Annotated in this window: 15 protein-coding genes; 6 read left to right on the top strand and 9 right to left on the bottom strand. The window is 65.5% G+C overall.

All coding sequences use genetic code 11. The annotated features are described in order from the left end of the window. Nucleotides 1-2: 2 nt before the first annotated feature. Both ACN22W_RS19430 and ACN22W_RS19425 read right to left on the bottom strand, forming a co-directional pair. Entirely contained in the window at nucleotides 3-173 is a 171-nt protein-coding gene (locus ACN22W_RS19430; RefSeq protein WP_419689039.1) for a hypothetical protein, read from the bottom strand. 304 nt (nucleotides 174-477) lie between these two features. After that, nucleotides 478-1,131: a LuxR C-terminal-related transcriptional regulator gene (locus tag ACN22W_RS19425; protein WP_419689038.1), complete on the bottom strand. Its 654-nt coding sequence runs from the start codon at nucleotides 1,129-1,131 to the stop codon at nucleotides 478-480. 387 nt (nucleotides 1,132-1,518) lie between these two features. On the opposite strand from ACN22W_RS19425, the gene ACN22W_RS19420 reads away from it, so the two are divergent. Then, nucleotides 1,519-2,010, top strand: coding sequence for a hypothetical protein (locus ACN22W_RS19420; RefSeq protein WP_419689867.1), 492 nt, complete (start codon nucleotides 1,519-1,521; stop codon nucleotides 2,008-2,010). Nucleotides 2,011-2,037: 27 nt separating this feature from the next. On the opposite strand, the gene ACN22W_RS19415 is transcribed toward ACN22W_RS19420, so the two are convergent. The 7 genes from ACN22W_RS19415 to ACN22W_RS19385 form a co-directional block, all read right to left on the bottom strand. Then, nucleotides 2,038-2,544, bottom strand: coding sequence for a hypothetical protein (locus ACN22W_RS19415; protein WP_419689037.1), 507 nt, complete (start codon nucleotides 2,542-2,544; stop codon nucleotides 2,038-2,040). Nucleotides 2,545-2,675: 131 nt separating this feature from the next. Then, a complete protein-coding gene (locus tag ACN22W_RS19410) occupies nucleotides 2,676-4,097 on the bottom strand; it encodes a sigma 54-interacting transcriptional regulator (RefSeq protein WP_419689036.1) in 1,422 nt (473 codons plus the stop codon). A gap of 57 nt (nucleotides 4,098-4,154) precedes the next feature. Then, nucleotides 4,155-4,739 carry a hypothetical protein gene (locus tag ACN22W_RS19405; RefSeq protein ID WP_419689035.1) on the bottom strand — a complete coding sequence of 195 codons (585 nt, stop codon included), beginning with the start codon at nucleotides 4,737-4,739 and terminating at the stop codon, nucleotides 4,155-4,157. Nucleotides 4,740-4,894: 155 nt separating this feature from the next. Next, entirely contained in the window at nucleotides 4,895-6,580 is a 1,686-nt protein-coding gene (locus tag ACN22W_RS19400; RefSeq protein WP_419689034.1) for a chemotaxis protein CheA, read from the bottom strand. A gap of 44 nt (nucleotides 6,581-6,624) precedes the next feature. Then, nucleotides 6,625-6,906, bottom strand: coding sequence for a hypothetical protein (locus tag ACN22W_RS19395; protein ID WP_048245616.1), 282 nt, complete (start codon nucleotides 6,904-6,906; stop codon nucleotides 6,625-6,627). 72 nt (nucleotides 6,907-6,978) lie between these two features. Then, nucleotides 6,979-7,569, bottom strand: a complete 591-nt coding sequence (locus tag ACN22W_RS19390) for a hypothetical protein (RefSeq protein WP_419689033.1) — start codon at nucleotides 7,567-7,569, stop codon at nucleotides 6,979-6,981. A gap of 111 nt (nucleotides 7,570-7,680) precedes the next feature. Continuing rightward, on the bottom strand, nucleotides 7,681-8,004 hold the full coding sequence (locus ACN22W_RS19385) for a hypothetical protein (RefSeq protein WP_412024137.1): 324 nt from the start codon (nucleotides 8,002-8,004) through the stop codon (nucleotides 7,681-7,683). 1,730 nt (nucleotides 8,005-9,734) lie between these two features. Between ACN22W_RS19385 and ACN22W_RS19380 the strand changes: the two genes are divergently transcribed. Genes ACN22W_RS19380 through ACN22W_RS19360 form a run of 5 tightly spaced genes read left to right on the top strand, consistent with a single transcriptional unit; the run spans nucleotide 9,735 to nucleotide 16,267 of the window. Further along, nucleotides 9,735-10,136: a hypothetical protein gene (locus tag ACN22W_RS19380; RefSeq protein WP_419689032.1), complete on the top strand. Its 402-nt coding sequence runs from the start codon at nucleotides 9,735-9,737 to the stop codon at nucleotides 10,134-10,136. Continuing rightward, a complete protein-coding gene (locus tag ACN22W_RS19375) occupies nucleotides 10,129-11,136 on the top strand; it encodes a UDP-glucuronic acid decarboxylase family protein (RefSeq protein ID WP_419689031.1) in 1,008 nt (335 codons plus the stop codon). The genes ACN22W_RS19380 and ACN22W_RS19375 overlap by 8 nt, the downstream gene beginning before the upstream one ends. After that, nucleotides 11,133-12,122 (top strand): UDP-glucose 4-epimerase GalE, encoded by a 990-nt coding sequence (galE, locus tag ACN22W_RS19370; RefSeq protein ID WP_419689030.1) that lies wholly within the window; start codon nucleotides 11,133-11,135, stop codon nucleotides 12,120-12,122. Before ACN22W_RS19375 ends, galE begins: the two co-directional genes overlap by 4 nt. A gap of 39 nt (nucleotides 12,123-12,161) precedes the next feature. Further along, nucleotides 12,162-13,565 (top strand): UDP-glucose dehydrogenase family protein, encoded by a 1,404-nt coding sequence (locus ACN22W_RS19365; RefSeq protein ID WP_419689029.1) that lies wholly within the window; start codon nucleotides 12,162-12,164, stop codon nucleotides 13,563-13,565. Nucleotides 13,566-13,591: 26 nt separating this feature from the next. Continuing rightward, nucleotides 13,592-16,267, top strand: a complete 2,676-nt coding sequence (locus ACN22W_RS19360) for a glycosyltransferase (protein ID WP_419689028.1) — start codon at nucleotides 13,592-13,594, stop codon at nucleotides 16,265-16,267. Nucleotide 16,268 lies beyond the last annotated feature (1 nt).

The following is a 16,268-nucleotide window of genomic DNA, read 5'->3' as shown; positions in this document are numbered from 1 at the left end:
TCTTATACGGTCTTCTTGATGAACTGCACCGCCAGCTTTTCGAACTGGTCAGCATGGATTGCCGGCAGTTCGCCGGCCGTGTCGGTCGTAAGGCACGCCGAAAGTGAGACCGGCCGCTTTTTCCATTCGACAAGACCGGACGCAAAATTTCGAAATGTTGCAGCTTTCGACATAACGACAAACTCTTTATTTTTGTTCCGAATTCGGACTTGTCCGAATCCGGCTCTCAGTGAAATCAAACGACGCTACTCGGAATCGGGCACAAGCATATCAACCATTCCATATCAAAAAGCAGTCCTATATTTTGAGATGAAAAACATTCTCCGAATGTTTGCGGACGAGCAAGTCTGGTCGTATCGACCGATCCGTGTACGGACGCATGGATTGCCGCCCGGCTACCGCGTTCATTGGCGCAACTCGACCTCTATCAGAGACGAGTGCGCCGCCGGACTGACAGCGCCGGCACGGCGCGCGTGCTCACGCCGCACCGGTACCAAGCCCCAGCCCGGCCGCCCGCTGGATCAGCTCGACGTCGTTGTTCGCGCCGAGCTTCTTCATCGCGCTGATCTTCTGCGCACTGACCGTCTGCTTGCCCTTGCTCAGGCGCTGCGCGATCGTCTTGATCGGCACGCCCGACAGATACAGGCGAATCACCTCGATCTCGCGCACCGACAGCTTCACGGGCGCCTCGCCGCCCTCGTCGAGCGCGTCGACCGCACGCCTGACGAACGGCGACAGGTAGCATCCGCCGCTGTAGCTCGCATGGATCGCCGTGACGATATGGCCGACGTCGTCGAGCTTGCTGACAACGCTCACGCCGCCGATCGCAAGGATCGACCGGAAGATCAGCGGGTTCTCGTTCGCGACCAGCGCGACGATCCCGGCGTTCGGACGCGTGCGCCGCAGCCAGTCCAACAGCGCGAGGCCGTCCATCCGCTCGTCGCCGCGGATCGCGTAGTCGACCAGCACGATGTCGCAATCGACGCCGCCGAGCGACGCCACCAGTTCGGCCGCACTCCGGTAGACCGCGACGAGCTCGATCGCGCAGCCGCTGCCGGCGACCTGCTCGATGCCGGCCAGCGTCAGCGGCCAGTCGTACGCGAAGACGATGCGAACATTGAATTTCCTCATACGCGGTTCCTGGTTGTTCACCGGCCGCGCAATGCGGAACGCGCGCGACCGGTTCGACGTTGAAAGGACGTTCGGGATATTTTTATCCCGAACGTCGATTCTATGGAGCCGGGCGCGGGCGGGATATCGGACGGCATATGGATCGGCCGCCGGGGACGTAATACGAGTTTGATATTTGCGCGGGTTCGAACGGCCGGCGGCCGGTGCCCAACGGCCGCGGGCATCGGCCAAACGGCCAGTGTTGCGCGCCGCGCGGGCCATGCGGCCGGTCAACAGGTAAAATTGCGGCCTTTGCTGCCATTCCGGGCCACCGGCGGCGAGCGCTGCGCCGATGCCGGCCGCGCGCCACCGCCCTATTGCCGGCGGCCCGACTTTCTCGCGCTTCTCATGACCGAATCCGACCTGCAATCCGACGACACCTCCATCCACGAAGACGGCCTCTGGCGCGACAACGGCTGGACGGCCCGCATCATCAAGAACGAAGACGACGACGGCTGGGCCGTCGAGATGATCAAAGATGGCGAGTCCGAGCCCGCGCTCGTCGGGCCGTGGACCATGGGCCGCGACAAGAAGAACCCGAAGCCGATGGACGCGAACGCGTTCCGCACGCTCGTGAAGACCGCGACCGAGGTGCTGATGCGGCACGAGCAGCAGCGGCGCGCGATGCTGCACAAGGAAGTGGCGGTCCGGGGCGAGGACGGGCAGGATGTGTCGGTGACGCTCGACATCGTGCCGGACGAATTCGAGCCGTACGCGCAGCTCAAGGCATTCGATCCGTACGGCGACCTGCTGGCCGAAGCGAAGGTGTCAGCCGGCTTCAAGCTCAACAAGGCCAGCGCCGAGCGCTGGGTCGCCTCGGGCTTCGAGCGACCGGCCTGAGCGAACGCGGCACGGTCAGGCGCGCGATCAGGCGCCGGCGCCCTGCTGCTCGCGCTGCAGCCGGCGCGCCGCCAGCTTGCGCCGCACGAGCTGCTCGAACTGCTGCGTCGCGACCTCCGGATCGCGCGCGGCCAGCCCGAGCGCGTTGCGCACGAGCTGGATCGGCGTCAGCACGATGCCCCACGGCAGCCCCCACCAGCCGAGCGTGACCGACGCGAGCAGCGCGGCCGCCTGCTTCTTGCGGCCGCAGCGGCGGCAGCACACGTGACGACGCGTCGCCCAGCGCGTGACGAACACCAGCGACACGACACGATGCGACGCGTGGACATCGACCGGATTTCCCTCGCGCAGGCAGATCGGGCATGGCCCGTATCGCCAGTCGTCGACATACAGGCGAACCTTCTCGTCGGGCACCCGTTCGGCCTCGACGACGATCGGATGCGCTTGCGCGCACGCCGGACTGCAATAGCGGTGGCCGTCGATCGACCGCCCGCCGACCAGGAACGTCCTGCCGCAGTGACTGCACTCTGACACGATAACCTCGGATAAGCGTGGTGCGCCGCGTGCGGCCGCGCGCGCGTCGATGCGCGGGCGGTCCGGACGGGCCGTTTCCTGTCTTAACGGCCGCCGCCGCACGGTCTTGAGCGGATGCGCGCCGACGCGCGTCAGCCGTGCAGCCCGTGCGCGGTCATCAGGCGGTACAGCGTCGCGCGCGAAATGCCCAGCTCGGCCGCGACGTCCGCATGCTGGTGGCGGTGGCGCAGCAGCGTTTCCTCGATCGCGTGCCGCTCGGCCTGCCGGCGCACTTCCGCCAGCGTCGGCGGCTGCCGCGACGTGTACTGGTGCAGATCGAGATCGGCGGCGGAGATCATCGGGCCGTTCGTCATCACGACCGCGAACCGGATCCGGTTGATCAGCTCGCGCACATTGCCGGGCCACGGATAGTTGTGGATCGCCTCGACCGCGCAAGGCATGAAACCGCGAATCCGGTGCGAACAGTCGTCGCGATAGCGCCGCAGTACGTAATCGGCGAGCAGCATGATGTCGCGGCCGCGCACGCGCAGCGGCGGCTCGTCGATGCGCAGCACGCACAGGCGATAGAACAGGTCGGCGCGGAACCGCCCCGTCTGCATCGCGGCCTCGAGATCGACGTGGGTCGCCGACACGATCCGCACGTCCACCGGAATCGACGCGTGCCCGCCGAGCCGCTCGATCTTGCCTTCCTGCAGGAACCGCAGCAGGCTCGCCTGGCTCTCGAACGGCATGTCGCCGATTTCGTCGAGAAACAGCGTGCCGCCGTGCGCGGCCTCGATGCGGCCGATCTTGCGCTGGTGCGCGCCCGTGAACGCGCCGCGCTCATGGCCGAACAGTTCGGCCTGCAGCAGCGTCGCCGGGATGGCCGCGCAGTTCACGGCAACGAACGGCGCATCGGCACGCGACGACTGCTGGTGGATCGCCGCCGCCGTCAGTTCCTTGCCGGTGCCCGATTCGCCGGCGATGAACACGGTGGCGTCCGTGTTCGCGACCTTGCGGATCGTCGCGAACAGCCGCCGCATCGCATCGCACGAGCCGATCATCGTGCCGCCGGCCGGCGCCGCGTTCGCGCCCGGGTCGCCGTCCGCGAGCTTCAGCATCCCGTACGCATGGCCGACGAGATAGCCGATCGTCGTGTATGCGGTCGCATTGCGCACGTAGTCGAAACAGCAATGGCGGATCAGGCGCGCGATGGTGATGTCGCGCAGCCGCTCGCCATCGGCGAGCGCGACCCAGCCGACGCGCGGGTCGCGCAGCAGCGCCTCGAACGACGCGACGTCGGGCGACGCGAAGCTGCCGAAATCGACGATGCCTGCATGCGGGCGGTTCGCCTTGACGAGATTCAGTGCGTCCGCAACGGTTTTCGCGCGCCACACGTCCCAGCCGCGCGCCGCGAGACAGTCGACGAGCGCCGCATCGTGATGCTGCGACAGGTACACGAGCGGCCGCGACGGCGCGACATGGTTGCGCCGGATGGCCAGGAACGGTGCAGTGCCCGTGTCCCGTTCGACGTCCTGCGGGCCTGACAGCCTGATCTGGCAGCAATAGTTCACGATGGCCTCGTCGTGTGGGGTTATAGGTCGGAACAGCCCGTGCCGGATTGACGTTTGTTATCGGCAGAAAACGACGCGCTGCGTGTAGATCTGCGGCTCGATGACCGGCTTCGTCGACCGGTTGATATCCTCGCGATACGCCCGGTAGGTCTTGCCGTTCACCGTCACATCCTCCGCGCGGGCCGTCTCGATCGTATTGAGCCCTTTGCGCTGCCAATCGCTCACCCGGTCGGCCGCCGACAGGCTCGATCCGCCGGCGATCTTCTGCGTGATCGCGCTGCCGTCGCTCCACGGCTGCGACTGCATGTCCTCGGCATGCTGCATCGCCCCGATCGTCTTGCCGGTCGGCGCCGGCCCGTTCTGCGCTTCGAACGGCGTGCCGCGGCCGTACGCGGGCGATTGCCACGACGGCGCGTGACCCTCCTCCGGCATCATGTAAATCATCTGAGGGTCGCCGACCATCATCATCGGTGCGCATGCCGTGTTGTCGGCGCGGCCGAGCGTCGTCAGCGCCTGCTGGACGCTCACCGCGTTCGCGGCAGTCTGCTCGCTCAGGATCACGAACACCGCGGGATTCTGGAACACCGATTGCGCGGCGGCTTGCGCGCTGATCAGCAGCAGAGCGACCAAAAAGATCCTCATGATTGAGGCCTCCTTGTATCCTCGTCGGGCAAAAAGAGGTGTTGACCTCGGGGATGGGACCAACACCCGTCAAACAGGGACGTCCTTCGTGCATCGGGTCCGAACGACTCCCGTGCGACCGGTGTTCCGGTTGCACGGAAGATGGACCCGCATGCTCACGACGACGTGCTCGTCGAGATGACTGCCGGAGCCGGCGTGGCCGGTGCAGCCGGTGCGGCCTGCTGGTCGGCCGGGGCCGGCGGCAGTCCTTGCGCCGGATCGGACAACGCCGGCATGTCGGCGGACGGCGCAGGTGCGGCGGCAGATTCGGCCGCGTCCGGCACCTTCGCGTCGGCAGCCGGCATGTCGGCGACCGCAGGCTGCGCGGCTTCCGGTGCGGGTGCGGGGGCTTCGACGGCGGCCTGCGGAGCCGGTTCGACGGCCTTCGCATCGGCTGCCGGCGCGGGCATCGCAGCGTCCGCTGCCTGCGGCGCGGCGTCGGTGGCGGCCGGCGCGGCTTGCGCGCTGTCCGCCGCCTTCGCATCGGCCGCGGGCATCGCGACGACGGCAGCGGCCGGCGTCGGGTCGGCAGCCGGCGCGGCAGCGGCTTGCGCTGCGTTGTCGGTCGCGGCCGGCATCGGCTCCGGCGCCTTGTCGGCGACGGGCTGCACGGGTTCCGGTGCCTTGTCGGCGTCGACCGGCGCGGGCTCCGGTGCCTTGTCGGCGACAACCGGCGCGGGTTCCGGTGCCTTGTCGGCAACCGCCGGTGCGGGTTCCGGTGCCTTGTCGGCGACGGCCGGTGCGGCGATGACGGCTGCCGCCGGCACGGCTGCCACGGCGGCTGCCGGTACGAGCGACGCTGCGGGTGCGGCTGCGACAGCCGGTGCGGCAGCAACCGCGGGCACGGCAGCAGCGACCGGTGCAGCGGCTGCAACTGCAGGCGCTGCAACTGCCGGTGCTGCTGCTGCCACCGCCGGTGCTGCGACTGCCGGTGCTGCGGCAACCGGCGCCATCGTCGGCACGGGCACCGGGACCGGCACCGGGATGGGCGCCGCCTGCACCGCGGTCGTCGCCACCGGGCGAGTCTGCGCCGGCGCCGGCGCGGCTGCGTCGAGCGGCGGCAGGCCCATGCGGTTGCGCACGATCGGATCGTGATACTTCACGTCGTCGGCGACGGTCGCTTCGGCGCTTGGCGCGACGTTCGAACGCGCGAGCGGCGCGGTCGTGCCCGGGCACAGGTGCCCGGTCGCTTCCACCGCGCGCCGGTTCGCGTCGCTCTGGCAGAGCAGCGCGAGCGCCACGTCGGTCAGGCCCATCGCGCGGAATTCACGCGCATCGAGACGGCGGACGCAGGCCTGGTCGACCAGCGTCGTGCCACCCGTCGCGCCGAACCCCGGGAACGACACGCCGACGCTCACCGACCCCATGCAGGTGTCGGACAGCGTGGTCGTGAGGCCGGGCGCCTGGATGGCCGGGTTCGTCTTGATCGTCTGCGTACCCGAGTAGTTGACGTTTTCCGACGACTGGGTGTTGTACGGGTTGGTACCGGGCGAACCGGCTGTCTGGAGCGCGCTCGTGCTCTGCGGCGTCACGTTCGAGCCGCCGCTCGTGCTGGACGGCATCGTCACGTTCACATTCACGCTCGAATTGCCGCTGCCGCGAACCCCGCTGCTGCTCGTGGCGTTGCCGCCGCGCGAGCTCGTGGTGTTCGTGTTCATGCTCGAGCCGCCGCCCTGGCTGACGGCCGTCGACGACGTCGAAGACTGTGCGCTCGAAGTCGAATCGGCGGTTTGCGCCTGGGCCCCGATCGTGGTCATCGCGAACATTGCCGCACATGCCACCTTGATCCTGTTGCTGTTCATTTCACTCTCCGGACGAGGTTTGACCTCCCACCCAGGCAACCGTACTAATTCCCCTGAATCCCTTCAGCTTTTCCTGCTTCCCCGAACTGCTTCCAGCCGCTGCCCAGCTGGGACCACGAGCCGGCCGACATTCCCTGCCACTGCTGGGAGTCCGGTCCGCCGATGGCGTTGCCCGACGAAAGCGTTTGTTGTTCTGACGGTTTGGTTGTCTGGTCAGGGTTGTTTGACGTCTGCATATTCGATTGCACGTCCTCGGCAGCACGGTCAGCGCCATATGCCGTCAGTGACGCAAGCATCAGAGCGGCGGCAATCACTTTCTGCTTCATGCCAACTCCTTACGTGACAACAATGCGGAAAAGAGACCAGCGTCGCTGAGAAACTGGTCCCCCCACACCTGACTAATGACTGCTCCCGGTCGCGCTCGAACTTGCCTGGCTTCCGCCTGATGCGGACGGAGAGCCGGCGGGCCCGGTACTCCAGACGGTCGACGAGTTGTAGTGATTCGAACCCGTGATCGCGCCAGAACCGCCACTGCCCGTAAGCCCGGCGGCACCTGCGTTGGCATTTCCCTGGTCGTTCGCACTCGATGCGGTGTAGTGGTTCGCGCCCAGCACGATCGTGGCGGAAACCCCTCCCGAAAGCGCATTCGCGTTCTCGTTCGTGCTGCTGTTTCCACCGAACGAGCCTGCGGCACCGATACCGCCGCCTGCCGCGAACGCTCCCCCGTTCGTGCCCGAACCGCTGGCCGTCGACGTCGAGTTGTGAAAGGCCGATGCCGTACCAACGGAACCGGACGGTGTCACGGTACTTCCGGCGCTTGCGCCTGCAACCGAATTCGAATTGCTCGTATAGCTGCCGGAGCCGACCAATACCGAACCGGAAACGCCTGCTGCAACGGATTGCGTCTGGTTGGTCGTGAACGAACCGGCGGCCAGCACGGCCGACGATAGGACGGTGAGCGCTGTCGCTAAAATCACTTTGGCTTTCATAGCAATTCCTTGCTGTGAGGTGGTTCGGCAGTCCAGGAACCGGGCCCGCCCTTGCGGAACAAAACCCGGCCCCCGTACCGCCAGCCAATGACGAACGCTACGCGCCCCGGCTTAGTGGTGATACGTCCAGCCGATCGAACCGGCATTCGCGCCGCTCGTGCCACCGGCTTGCGAACCGCCGAAGCCGAAGCCACCGACCGTCGAGGTTTGCGTGTGGTTGGTGTACGAGATCGAGCCGCTGCCCGGGCCGCCGGCAACTGCACCGGCTGCGCCGAGCGCCGAGCCGGAATCGGTCGCGGAGAAATGACCGAACCCGGCCACACCGGCCATCGTCGAACCGCCACTCGTCGAGCTGCTGCCCGACACCGTGCCGCTACCTGCGAACGCTGCACCCGAAACCGCCAGAACTGCTGCTGCAATCAGAAGCTTCTTCATGGTCGACTCCATAACGGCGTGAACTGAATGAGCCAGGAAGATCGCACGCCATCAACCTTCCCGACTTGAGCAATCCTAAAAATAAGGATCACTATCTGATTACGAGAATCGTGTTGCTTTTGCGATTCATTTATTTTTCGATTTTGGCCAGCCGAAGTTTAGTTTTGTGTTTTTAAGTTGTCCAAAATTTGTTAGTAGGTGTTTTCGATGATTCCTATGAACTTTTAATATTGTCCGAAAACACCGCTATTGAATTAACCGAAACGACGCGCACGCCTTTCCGGCTCGCGATATTCGATACCCCGCCGGACGGGATGCCGGAACGCGGCATCCCTTTCCAGGATCGAAAATTCGCGAATACATTTACCACCGCAAAATGCAGCGCCGCTCAAAATGCCCTTTTAACCGAGCGATAACGGGCCTGCATCGCAGCCAGGTAACATGCCTGCTCCCTGAGCGATCAAAGAAAGGTCTTCCGGATAATCCGGTCGACAGGTATTCGATTTAATCCGGCCGGCGCCAGTATTGGCCTGGCGCGATCGAAACCACCCTGCACGGTCGAAGACGAATCGGCGTCACGCTGTCCGGCACGAACAGCCTGACCCATCCGGGTGAACTGAATGAAGGCGAGCGGCGCTGTCGCCCGATTGCCGCGTGGCGCGACAACCGCTCCAGCACGCGAAGCGTGCCGAGGCCGAGAAAGCGACATGCAGAAACCCGCGAAGCTGGCACTGCGTCGCGAGCCACACCCCGATCTTTCCGACTACCCCACCGATGCGCAAAGTACGCGCCGATCAAGCTACTGCTTATAGTCTTCATCGCCGTTTCCCCGACTGGCTTATTGACGAGGTGGTCGCCCCACATCTTTGTTGCGTCATGTCGACCGCTCGCCGATGCGACCAATATCGCAAGCAGCGTGCCACGCGTTATTCCACCGTTCGTTGCGCGCGGCAAACGGCCGCCACGCGGGCACGAATCGCCGGGAACGTCATTTTTTGTTTCAGGAATGTATCGCGGCAACGGTCCGGCACACGCGGCGATCGTTGAACATCGCGAAGCAATGCCATGATTTGACGGACGAATCCGGCACGCCGGCCCTCGCCGAACGGTCATATGAACGGTTGTTTCAAACTTGAGAAGCGCGCCGCCGCTCTGGTCGGGCGGTGCCGGTCTTTCCGCTTGCAAACCACGCGGTGTGGCGCGTGCGGCCGGCCTCCGATGCCCGAACAAACGGGGATCGAATCGTTCGGCGCCCGGTTCCGCCCGCCCGGCACGACCGCTTCCGATACGTCGTCGACATGCATTCGCGCCGGCAACCGGAACGATTTTGATTCATCCGTGAAAATACCGACACGATCACACGGCAATCGAAAGGTCGAAAAACAGTAAGAATGAAAATATATGTGTCGGCCGATGATGTTGTCATCTCGCCCGTTTACCTGCGTAACAATTAAAACAAATGAAAACTTTCAATTGACCCGGAACCGGCGCATCGATTTTTTACGTTCATGCGATCTACCTTTCACAACACGGATCGCCTGATGGTCACGCCATTCAAGAAACGTTTTTAATCCTTTATCGACTCAATTCTCATCATTGAAACATGCTCAACCCACACACTTTTAAAGCCTCTCACCCGGCAAAATCCTGATCTATCGCGAGTTTCGTCGTATCGAATTGCATCGATCCGGCACTCGTCCGAGTCGCTTTCCTGTCCCCACGATACACACATGAAACACAAATTCGCGTGCCGCACGGCAATTGCGCGACCGCACGTGCGCACACCGGGACTGCGGTGTCCCTGGCATGCCGATTGCCTGATATCCGGCGCTCACCGAGAGGCATGCCACGGCACGAAGTACACGGATGGCGGCCCGCTCGTCAATCAGCTTGTCGGGGAAACGGCGATGAAGATCACCAGCGATCGATCGACGCTTGCGTCATTCAAGCATCAGCGGGGAAGTCAGCGAAACCGGAGTGCCTGTCGCGGCGCTTCGTCGACATCAGTTCATGCGAACCGTCGCTTGCCGAAACGCTGCCCGTGCAGCGGGATGGAACGTGTACGCGCCGCCGTCGAGCAGATCGACATGTGGTTCGACGAGCTGTACGACGAAGGAGAGAGCCATGAATGACCGGGTCGCGCTCGAGACGCGTGCCGGTCGGCGCGTCCTCGTGACGGGTGGCGCCGGTTTTCTCGGCAGCTACGTGTGCGAGCGCCTGGTCATGGAAGGTGCATCCGTCACGTGCATCGACAGCCTGCTGACGGGGCGCAAGCTCAACGTCGCCGACCTGAAAGCGTCCGGCCGCTTCGAGTTCGTGAAGGGCGACGTGTCGCTCGGCCTGCCCGAGCTGCAGGTGGACGAGATCTGGAATCTCGCGTGCGCGGCCTCGCCGCCCACGTATCAGATCGATCCCATCCACACGATGATGACGAACGTGCTCGGCATGAACCATTGCCTGGCGCTCGCGCGCAAGACCGGCGCACGCGTGTTCCAGGCGTCGACCAGCGAGATCTACGGCGATCCGGGCGTGCATCCGCAGATGGAAACCTATCGCGGCAACGTGAACACGATCGGCCCGCGCGCGTGCTACGACGAAGGCAAGCGCGCCGCCGAGGCGCTGTGTTACGACTACTACCGCGCGCACGGCATCGACGTGCGCGTCGCGCGCATCTTCAACACGTACGGCCCGCGGATGTCGCCGCGCGACGGCCGCGTCGTGTCCAACTTCATCGTCGGCGCGCTCAACGGCGTGCCGCTCGAGATCTACGGCGACGGCAAACAGACGCGCTCGTTCTGCTTCGCCAGCGACCTGATTGACGGCTTCTTCTGCCTGATGGGCGCCGAGCGCAACGTCGGCACGCCGGTCAACATCGGCAACCCCGGCGAATTCACGATGATCGAGCTCGCGGAGAAAGTGCTTGCGATGACGGGCTCGAAATCGGAGATCGTGTTCCGGCCGCTGCCGATCGACGATCCGCACCAGCGCAAGCCCGACATCTCGGTCGCCGCGACCGAGCTCGGCTGGCGGCCGGCCATCGACCTCGACGAAGGGCTGCGCCGGACGGTCGACTATTTCGCCCGTGAACTGTGGCTCGAGCCGGTGCTGCGCACGACCGGAGCGACCGCATGAAAGTGCTCGTGACCGGCGGAGCGGGTTATATCGGCAGCCATGCGTGCAAGGCGCTCGCTCAAGCGGGACACGAGCCGGTCGCCTACGACAATCTGTCGACCGGTCATCGCGACGCGGTTCAGTGGGGGCCGCTCGTCGCGGCCGACATTCTCGACCGCGACGCGCTGTCGAAGGCACTCGCCGCGCACCGGCCCGACGTCGTGATCCATTTCGCCGCGCTCGCCTATGTCGGCGAATCGGTGCTCGTCCCCGAGCGTTACTACACGGTCAACGTGACGGGCACCTGCACGCTGCTGAGCGCGATGCGGGCGGCTGGTGTCGGCCGGATCGTGATGTCGTCGTCGTGCGCGACGTACGGCGTTCCGGACGTGCTGCCGATCTCGGAGCGCACGCCGCAGCAGCCGATCAATCCGTACGGCTTCACTAAATACGCGATGGAGCGGATGGCCGCCGATTTCGAGCGCGCGTACGGGTTGAAGTGGGTCGCGCTGCGCTACTTCAACGCGGCGGGCGCGGACCCCGACGGCGCGATCGGCGAATGCCACGAACCGGAAACGCACGCGCTGCCGCTCGCGATCCGCGCGGCGCTCGGCACGGGCAGCGCGTTCAAGGTGATGGGCACCGATTACCCGACGCCCGACGGCTCGGCGATTCGCGACTACGTGCACGTGAGCGACCTCGCCGACGCGCACCTGAAGGCGACCGTCTATCTGTGCGGCGGCGGCCACAGCGTCGCGCTGAATCTCGGCACCGGCCAGGGGACCTCGGTACTCGACGCGCTGCGCGCCGTCGAAGCCGTGACGGGGCGCAGCGTGCCGACGGTGATGGCCGCGCGCCGGCCGGGCGATCCGCCCGCGCTGTACGCCGACGCGACGAAGGCCGCACTGGTGCTCGGCTGGCGGCCGCGCTTCACCACGATCGAACCGATGGTCGAACACGCCGTGGCGTGGTTTCAGAAGGAACTGCAATTCGAATCGAACAAGTAGTCGCGCAAGTTTCACGGAAAGGCACCCAGGGGAACAACCATGAATGTGCGGATCGCCATCGTCGGCACGGGCTACGTCGGGCTGGTGAGCGGCGCGTGCTTTGCGGATCTCGGGCATGACGTCGTTTGCATCGACAACAATCGCGGCAAGATCGACGCACTGAACGAAGGCCTCATGCCGATCTACGAGCCGGGCCTCGACGCCGTCGTCGCACGCAACGTCGAACGCGGCACGCTGCGCTTCAGCAGCGACCTGGCGGCGAGCGTGCGCGATCGCGACGCGGTGTTCATCGCGGTCGGCACGCCGACGCTGCCGGGCACCGATCACGCGGACCTGCAGTACGTCGAAGCGGCCGCGCGGGAGATCGCACCGAACCTGACCGGTTTCGCGGTCGTCGTCACCAAGTCGACGGTGCCGGTCGGCACGAACCGGATCGTCAAGCAAATCGTCGAGCGCTGTGCGCCGGACGGCGTCGACGCGGCGATCGCATCGAATCCGGAGTTTCTGCGTGAAGGGTCGGCGATCGACGATTTCATGCATCCGGATCGCGTCGTGTTCGGCGCCGAGCATCCGCGCGCGATCGAGATCATGAAAGCGATCTACGCGCCGCTCGAAGCGACGGGACATCTCGTGCTCGCCACCGAGATCGAGACGGCCGAACTCGTGAAATACGCGGCGAACGCGTTCCTCGCGGTGAAGATCAGCTACATCAACGAGATCTCGGACCTGTGCGAAGCGGTCGGCGCCGATGTCGAACTGGTCGCGAACGGGATGGGCCTCGACCGCCGCATCGGCGCGTCGTTCCTGAAGGCCGGCCCCGGCTGGGGCGGCTCGTGCTTCCCGAAAGATACGCGCGCGCTGAAGGCGACGGCCTCCGAACATGCGGTGCCGCTGCGCATCGTCAGCGCGGCGATCGAATCGAACGCACTGCGCAAGGAACAGATCCTGCACCGCATCGAGAAAGCCTGCGGCGGCTCGATCAAGGGCAAGCGCATCGCCGTGCTCGGCCTCACGTTCAAAGGCCAGACCGACGACGTGCGCGAAAGCCCGAGCATCGACGTGATCCAGTTGCTGGTCGGTGCGGGCGCGCATATCCGCGCATACGACCCCGCGCGCCCGCACGAGGCGTCGCGGCTGCTGCCGCAGGTGTTCATGGAAGGCTCCGCGGTCGACGCGGTGCGCAGCGCGGACGCCGTCGTCGTGATGACCGAATGGAAAGCGTTCGAGGCACTCGATCTCGCCGACCTTGCGGATCACATGGCCGATCCCGTGATGCTCGACATGCGCAACCTGTTCAGCGAACGGCTGGCGGTCGACGGCGGCTTTCGCCGCTACGAACGCGTGGGCCGCTCATGCGGCGAACGCGCGCCGGCGGACCCGGCATCGGAACAACCGCAAGACAGCGAGGACACCCGGCTGCAACGCGGCCTGCTTCACAACTGATGGTCTGACCTTGACGGGAGAACACCATGAAGAAGCTGGTTGCGTCGCTTGCCGGCGGCCTCACCCCGGACACCACCGACACCACCGAAACCGACACCGACAACAAAGCCGAAACCGAAGCCGATCGCACCGACTCGCTGCAAGCAGACGTCCCGCTCCTCGTCCCGCTGATGGACGACGGGACCAAATTCATCTTCCAGATCCTCGCGCTGTGCTGGTTCGTCGCGCTGGGCATCTTCTGGCGCTGGTGGCTGCGCGACGAGCACTACGTCGACGCATTCCGCTTCGGCGTCAACTGCTTCGTGCTGTTCTGGACCACCTTCATCCCCGGCTATTTCATCTTCATCATCCGCTCGGCGGTCGTTCCGAACCCCGCGTTGCCCGTGCCGCGTGACTGGCGCGTCGCGATGGTCGTCACCAAGGCGCCGTCCGAGCCGTTCGACATCGTCCGCACGACGCTGCTCGCGATGCTCGACCAGACCTATCCGCACGACACCTGGCTCGCCGATGAAGACCCGACGCCCGAAACGCTCGACTGGTGCCGCGAGCACGGCGTCTTCGTGTCGACGCGGCGTGGTGTTGCCGCGTACCACCGGACGAGCTGGCCGCGCCGCACCCAATGCAAGGAAGGCAACCTCGCGTACTTCTACGACATGGTTGGCTACGACAACTACGATTTCGTGTCGCAGCTCGACGCCGATCACGTACCGACCCGCACCTATCTCGAGGAGATGCTGCGGCCGTTCGTCGATCCGAAAGTGGGCTACGTGTCGGCGCCCAGCATTTGCGACAGCAACGCCGCCGAGAGCTGGAGCGCGCGCGGCCGCGTGAACGTCGAGGGGCCGCTGCATGGCACGATGCAGGCCGGCTATGCGGGCGGCCTCGCGCCGCTGTGCATCGGCTCGCACTATGCGGTGCGCTGCCGCGCGCTGCGCGAGATCGGCGGGCTCGGGCCCGAGCTCGCCGAGGATCACTCGACCACGATGATCTTCAATTCGAAGGGCTGGCGCGGCATGCACGCGCTGAACGCGATCGCGAACGGCGAAGGGCCACGCACGTTCGCCGACCTGGCGATGCAGGAATTCCAGTGGTCCAAGAGCGTGATGATCATCATGCTGCGCTATACGCGCCACTATTTCGCAGGCCTGCCGCTGAAGCTGAAGGCGCAGTTCCTGTTCTGCCAGCTGTGGTACCCGCTGTGCGCGCTCGCGATGGCCGGCAGCGTCGTGATTCCGGTCGTCGCGCTGCTCACCGGCCGCGTCTGGGCGCACGTCGACTACCTTACGTACCTCACCTACGCGCTGCCGCTCACGGTGCTGATCCTCTGCGTCGTGACCTGGGCCACCCATTCGACCCAGTCGTGCCGCCCGCTGAATACGAAGCTGCTGTCGTGGGAAGGGCTGTCGTTCGTGTTCGCGCGCTGGCCGTGGGTCGTGCTCGGCTGCGCGTCGGCGCTGTTCGATTTCATGCGCGGCAAGGAGTTTGCGTTCAAGGTCACGCCGAAGGGCGGCACGATCGAACAGGACGCGTCGCTGCGCGTGGTCGCGCCGTACCTGCTGATCTCGCTGTTCTGCAGCCTGCCCGTCGTGATGGTCGAGAACCCGCGCAACGCCGCCGGCTTCTATCTGTTCTCGACGCTGACGAGCATCCTGTATCTCGTGATCGCAGCCGTCGTCACGGTGAATCACGGCCGGGAGCAAGGGCTCGACGCGTCGACGTTCAGGCAGATGTTCTTCAGCCGCCTGCCGATGCGCAACGCGCTGTTCATCTACGCGCTCGCGATGCTGTTGATGGGCATCGGGCTGCGCGCGCCGAAAGGCTGGCAGGCGATGATGTGGCGCTCCGGGTTGCCGGTCGTGGTCGCGCCCGCGCCGGGCGAACCGGTGAAGCAGCCCAAACTCGGCGCATACGATCCCGACAAGACGCTCGCGACCGATCCGGGCCTCGCGTTCGACCACGTGTTCGTGTCGTGGAACGCGCCCGACATCGGCACGGAAATCGGCGAGGCATACCAGAGCGCGCAGGCCCGGAACCGCTCGCTGATGCTGACCGTCGAGCCGTGGGCGGCCGACGGCACGCGGCAAGGCGCGCTGCTCGCGGACATCGCGCACGGGCGCTACGACACGCGGATCGCGGCCACCTGCTCGGCGCTCGCGGCACTGAAAGCGCCGGTGTTCGTGCGCTGGGGCCACGAGATGGAAACGGACACCGGGCGTTATCCGTGGGCCATCGGCGACGCATCGGGCTACATCGACGCGTACCGGCGGGTCGTGACCGCCTGCCGCGCGATGACCGACCAGATCCGCTTCGTGTGGTCGCCGGCCGGCAACCGCAACCTCGACGACTATTTCCCGGGCCGCGGCTATGTGGACGAGGTCGGCCTGTCGGTATTCGACTGTCCGCGCTGCGCGAGCTGGCCGGCCGGCGGCCATTTCTCCGCGGCGAGCATCCTGCGGACCAAATACGAGCGGGTGAACGACTACGGGCTGCCGGTGATGGTCACTGAGCTTGGTGTCGACGGGTCGACTGCGCGCAAGCGCGAGGAACTCGACGAATTCCAGCGGTCGCTGTGGCGCTATCCGCTGCTGAAGGCGGTGATCTATTTCAACGCGGTCGACACGCCCGGCGCGTGGCCCGCGCACTATGTGCCGGACTGGCGGATCGCGCCGGCGTCGCTGCAGACGGCCGTCGTCGCGAAATGAC

Source organism: Burkholderia theae, assembly GCF_048565265.1.
In the GTDB taxonomy this organism is placed as follows: domain Bacteria; phylum Pseudomonadota; class Gammaproteobacteria; order Burkholderiales; family Burkholderiaceae; genus Burkholderia; species Burkholderia theae.
This window is presented reverse-complemented; position numbering and strand designations above follow the sequence as displayed.